This is a genomic window from Azospirillum sp. B506 (assembly GCF_000333595.1).
In the GTDB taxonomy this organism is placed as follows: Bacteria; Pseudomonadota; Alphaproteobacteria; order Azospirillales; family Azospirillaceae; genus Azospirillum.
The window spans coordinates 1-5673 of sequence record NZ_BADK01001134.1; the positions used below are offsets into that span (position 1 = coordinate 1).

2 protein-coding genes and 1 pseudogene are annotated in these 5673 nt (G+C 65.3%); all 3 read right to left on the reverse strand.

Going from position 1 to position 5673, the window contains the following annotated elements; genetic code table 11:
- On the reverse strand, nucleotides 1-1606 hold a 1606-nt coding region (locus tag I71_RS34435), incomplete at its 3' end, for a PAS domain S-box protein (RefSeq protein ID WP_042704806.1).
- Between the two features lie 461 nt (nucleotides 1607-2067).
- A complete protein-coding gene (locus tag I71_RS34440) occupies nucleotides 2068-4551 on the reverse strand; it encodes a methyl-accepting chemotaxis protein (RefSeq protein WP_042704807.1) in 2484 nt (827 codons plus the stop codon).
- Between the two features lie 504 nt (nucleotides 4552-5055).
- Nucleotides 5056-5673, reverse strand: a pseudogene (locus tag I71_RS34445) (acetyl-CoA carboxylase biotin carboxylase subunit); the annotation flags it as partial.

The window sequence follows — 5673 nt, forward strand, 5'->3', positions numbered from 1 at the left end:
CCCGCCCCTCCGGGTCAAANGAATTGCCCAGCCCCCGTTCCAGCAGNGTCAGATAGCTGGTGATGACCCGCAGCGGCTGGCGCAGGTCGTGGGACGCGACATAGGCGAAGCCTCCCAGCTCGGCGTTGGATCGTTCCAGTTCGCCCGTCTTGCGGCGCAGCGCGTCGGCCGCCAGGCAGCGTTCGGTGATGTCATGGATCAGCGACATCAGCAGGGTGCGGCCGTGCACGACGATGGTGCTGACATAGACCTCGACGTCGCGGATCTCGCCCGATGCCAGCCGATGGCGGAATTGGAACCGACGGCACTCCGCAAGGTTGGCCTGGCGCAGTTCCTCCTCCACCTCGGCATAGGAGGCGACATTGATATCCCGGATATGCATGCTGCGCAGCCGGTCGAGCGGATGGCCGTAGAAGTCCGCCGCCGCCGGATTGGCATCGACGATCCGTCCATCCGCCGGGTCGATCAGCAGCTTGACCGCGCAGCTGGCGACGAAGATCTGCTCGAACAGTTGCTGGCGCTCGCGCAAGGCCTGTTCGGCATGCTTGCGTTCGCTGATGTCCATCACCGCACCGACGATTCCGGCCGGCTTGCCGCCGGTCCGGCAATAGACCGCCTTGGAGAACAGCACGTCACGCAATGTCCCGTCGGCGCAGCGCAGCTGCGTCTCGTAGCTCTGCGGCCTCTGGTCGGCCAGCAGGGTCCTGTCCACCGCCTCGTCCGCCTCGGCGATGGGCGGCGGAGCCAGATCGAAGACGGTGCGGCCGAACAGGGCATGCCGGTCGATGCCCATCCAGCGTTCAAATGCGGCGTTGGCGTCGACGTAATGGCCCAGCACGTCCTGGACGAAGATCGGCACCGGCACCGTGTCCAGCAACACACGCTGGAAACCGGCGCGGTCGTTCAGCGCCTGCTCGGCCCGCCAGCGGACGGTGACGTCCTCCACCACCCAGACATAGCCACGGTCGGGATCGCCGGCCTTCACCGGTCGGCCGATCAGGCGGCAACGGATTTCGGTGCCATCGGCCCGGCGCATCGGCACTTCTTCGTCGAACTGGCCGCCGGCCTCCATCCTGGGATAGGCACGCCGCCCCACCTCTGCGAAGGCTCCGTCGTCACCGTAGATGACACGGGCGCTATGCCCGACAATCGCCTCCAACCGGTGCTGGAAGGTGGCGGCGACTGCCTTGTTAACACGGCGGATCACGCGGTCGCGGTCGACCAGCAGCACCCCAACCGGCGCATTGTCCAGAATGGCGTCCAGCTGCAACCGGCTTTCCGCCAGCTCCTCCTCGATCCGCTTGCGGGCAGTGACATCGACATGGGTGCCGACCATGCGGCTGGGACGGCGCTCGGCATCCCAGGCCACCACCCGGCCGCGGTTGAGAATCCACAACCACTCGCCGGATTTGGCACGAACGCGATGTTCGCATTCATAGAAGGGGCGCTGGCCGGACAGGTGCGCCGCCAGCGCCGTCTCCGCCAGCGGCAGATCATCGGGATGGACATGGGACCGCCAGAACCCGATCTCGGGCGGAACCTCCCCCGCCGTGAAGCCCAGCATCGTCTGCCAGCCGGGGCTGTACCACACCGCCCCGCTGGTCATGTCCCAGTCCCACAGCCCATCGCCGGCGGCATCGATCGCCAGATGCAGGCGCGGAACCGCCGACGCCGTCCGACCGCGCCGCCAGCGCAGGCGGGTGCGAAGCGTACGGCCTGTCTGCGGAAGAGGGCCGCCCGTCGCAGCGCCCGGAATGGAACAGGCGGGATTGGAACTTGCCGGCCCGGGACTTGCCGGCCCGGGACTTGCCGGTTGGGAAGACAAGGTTGTGGTGTTGACCATGACTTCGGCCGGACCTCGCTTCCAGACCAGGGACGGGATGTACGATTCCGCACATCGACGAGCACGCGCCATCGGCGATACACGCAACCATATCCCGTCTAGCGATAAAAAACCTCCTGTTCAATTGTCACAGTCATTCCACACACAACCAACCAGATGAAAGAGTTGTTCAATATTCGGTATAACGGAATGCTGGATGAATGGCCGGCTCATAAAGGGATGAATCAGGCCGCGACGTCAACCATAGGGCGGCCTTTGGTGGCAATTTCGACGGCCCGCGTAAAGTCTCCTGTCATCGTCTCCGGATCAAAGGCGAGATGGATGCGGTTACGCTCCACGGCTTTCACGACAACCGTCGCCTGGGAACCGTAGCGGTCGAGCCGCAATTTGCCGGCGGCCCCCGCCAGCGACCGCCCGTCGGTCGCCGTCACCGGGTCGATCATGGCACCGCCAATGGACAGGTTGCGCACCGTAACCGTCAGCCGGTCACCGCCGATCAGCAGGGTTCCGGTTTCGTCCACCTGGAAGCGCGGCTTGCGCCGCCGGTCGGCATCGCCGGTGGAGGTTCGGACGATGCGGACCAGCACCTGACGCAGGCTCTCGATGGAGCGGGCGACATCGCCGGACCCGTTCTTGACATGGGTGGCCTGTGCACCGGTGCGGTCGGCTTCCTCCGACACCGCGGCGATGCGGTGCGACACCTCCTGCGCCGCCGTGGAGGTTTCAACCACATTGCGGCTGATCTCCTGGGTGGCGGCCGACTGCTCCTCCATCGCCGCGGCGATGGACCCGGCAATGTGGTCGATCTCGGCGATGGTGCGGCCGATCTCCTCGACCGCCTGCACCGCCTCGTCGGTCACGCACTGGATGGCGGTGATCTGGCGGGTGATCTCCTCGGTCGAAGCCGCGGTCTGGTTGGCGAGGTTCTTCACCTCCTGTGCCACGACGGCGAAGCCCTTGCCCGCTTCACCGGCACGGGCGGCTTCGATGGTGGCGTTCAGCGCCAGCAGGTTGGTCTGGCCGGCGATCGACTGGATCAGGTTCACCACCTCGCCCACCTTCGCCACCGTCTCCGACAGGGAACGGATGGTGGCCTGGGTGTGGTGGCCGCTTTCTACGGCGCGGCGGGTGACGGCACTGGAATGGGCGATCTGCGCGGAGATCTCGCGGATCGAAGCGGCCAGCTCCTCGCTGGCGGCGGCAACGGTCTGGGCATTGGCCAGCGCCTGGCCTGCAGCCGACGCCACCGTCTGGGCGTTGATGCTGACCCGCTCCGCCGAGCCGGACATGCCTTCGGCATCGTCGGCCATGGCGCCGGTGCGCTGGGCCACCTCTTCCACCGCGCGGCCGGCCTCGCGCTCCACGGTCGAGGCCATGGCTTCCAGGGCGCGGCGCCGTTCCTCGTCGGCTTGGCGGGCCCGCTCCACCCGCTCCTGCACGGCATAGCACAGCCGTGCCTTCAGCCCGCGCAGTTGCCCGGCGATGGGATGGAATTCGGCCGCGGCCGGCAGGTCGATGATGTGGGCCTGATCGTTGCGCGCGATGGCGTCGAAATCGGCGGAGAAGGCAGCCAGCGGCCGACGCACGGTGCGCAGCAGCAGCAGCCCGCAGAACACCGCCGCCAGCAGCACGGCCAGCCCGGCGGCCACGGCGAACACCAGATGCCACTGGAAGTCCTCCAGCGCCCCCTCATACTCGGCTCTGGCAACGGCCAGCTGAAGCTGCAGCAGAGCCTTGTTGGTCTGGAAAGCGGCCTGGAACAGCGGATCGATCCGGTCGCGGACCAGCATCTCCAGACGCAGCGAATCGCCCTGGCGCGCCAGGTCCATCGCCGGTTTCAACCCATCGTTCATGAAAGCGGCCCGCTGCCCGGCGAAGCGCTCCGCCAGAGTCTTCTCCTCCGGCGTCAGATCGGTGGTGAGAAAATCCGCCCACAGCCGGTCGATGGTGACGAGGTTGCCGGAAATCCGCTGCTCGCGGCCGGCAGTCACCTTGGCGTCGCTTCCGTCGCGGGTGTCGACGATCAGGCTCTGCAAAGTCTGCACCGTGTCGCGCATATGGTCCAGAATCTCGCCGATCTGCACCGCCGGCACCGTCCGGTCCTCATACACCGTCTTCAGCGAGGCGTTGCTGACGGCCATGCCGCGCAACGTGACGCCGCCGACCGCCAGCATCGACAGGATCATGAAAGCGAAGACCAGGGTCAGGCGCCCGGTCACCGTGGCGACCCAGCGCTTGAGTGCCGTGCCGGCGCCGCGGCCGACCGCCTGCCCGTCGCGCACGATCAGATGATGCGCCCGGCCCTCGCGGATGTCGGCATAGAGCCGGTCCGCCGCCACCACCTGCTCGCGCGACGGCTTGGTGCGGATGGAGATGAAACCGGTCACCCTCCCGTCCTCGATCACCGGAGTGACGTTCGCGCGGACCCAGTAGAAGTCACCCGACTTGGTCCGGTTCTTCACCAGCCCTTCCCAAGGCCGACCGTCCCTGATCGTCGCCCACAGGTCGGCGAACGCCTCCTTCGGCATATGGGGATGGCGGATCAGGTTGTGCGGAGCCCCGATCAACTCGGTCTCGGCAAACCCGCTGATGTCGACAAACGCCTTGTTGACGAAGGTGATCCTCCCTCCGGTGTCGGTACGCGACACCAGCAGGACGCCGTCTTCCATCTCGATTTCGCGGTCGGTGATCGGTTCGTTCAGACGCATGACGGGGCCTCGGCAAACAAATGGCACGTTCGGGGCATGGCTGGCGGCGCGATCCGTCGCTATCGGAAGACGGACCGGGGACAGCACACCGCCGGGAAAAGCGATGGTTCGAAACAGCTAGCGGAATGGAGTTTCATCTACTGTGAGTAGACCGGTTCCGCACTGATGCAGATCAAGTCCGCAAGCGGCATGCCATGCACGGTGAAGCTTGTGCAAAGCAGCCCTTTCGGGGGAACCCTTATGAACGCCAACGGTCACCGGACCAGGGAGCCGCGCCCCGAGGCCGGATTCCGCCGCGTTCGCCTTTGCAATTTGCGAATTGAAACGCGAATTCGCGGCGTAATTACCAAAATGCAAAAGATCAGACTGCAGAAAAGCAAAAGAGTCATCTTTATTAGGGAATTTTTACAAATAAAAAGCCCCTCACTCCACATGGAGCAAGGGGCTTTTATACTGCGTCACTTTGCCGCAGCGCTTACGCGATCAAGGAAAGGCCCAGACGGATCACGACTTGGCCATCAGCTGTTCCAGCCAATGGATGTCGTAATTGCCGTCGATGAAAGCCTGCTCGGCGATGATGCGTTCATGCAACGGCAGCGTGGTCTGAATTCCGCCGATCACATATTCCTCGATGGAACGGCGCAAACGCATCAGGCACTCGTTCCGGGTGGTGCCGTGGACGACCAGCTTGGCGATCAGGCTGTCGTAATGCGGCGGCACCCGGTAACCGTCATAGAGCGCCGAATCGACGCGCACGCCCAGGCCGCCCGGCGCGTGGTAGCCATCGATCTTGCCCGGCGACGGCAGGAAGGTCTCCGGGTTCTCGGCATTCACGCGGCATTCGATGGCGTGGCCTTCGAAGCGGATGTCCGACTGGCCGTAGCCCAGCGGCGCACCGGCTGCGACTCGGATCTGCTCACGCACCAGATCGATGCCGGTGATCATCTCGGTGATGGTGTGTTCGACCTGAAGGCGGGTGTTCATTTCGATGAAATAGAACTGCCCGTCCTCGTAGAGGAACTCCATCGTGCCGACGCCGCGGTAGCCGATGGCCGCCGCCGTCTTCGCCGCCAGCTCGCCGATGAAAGCCCGCTGTTCGACGTTTCACGCAGGGCTCGGCGC

Coding starts and splice junctions, on each gene's coding strand:
- I71_RS34440 (WP_042704807.1), bottom strand. CDS start 4,551: ATGCGTCTGAACGAACCGATCACCGACCGCGAAATCGAGATGGAAGAC.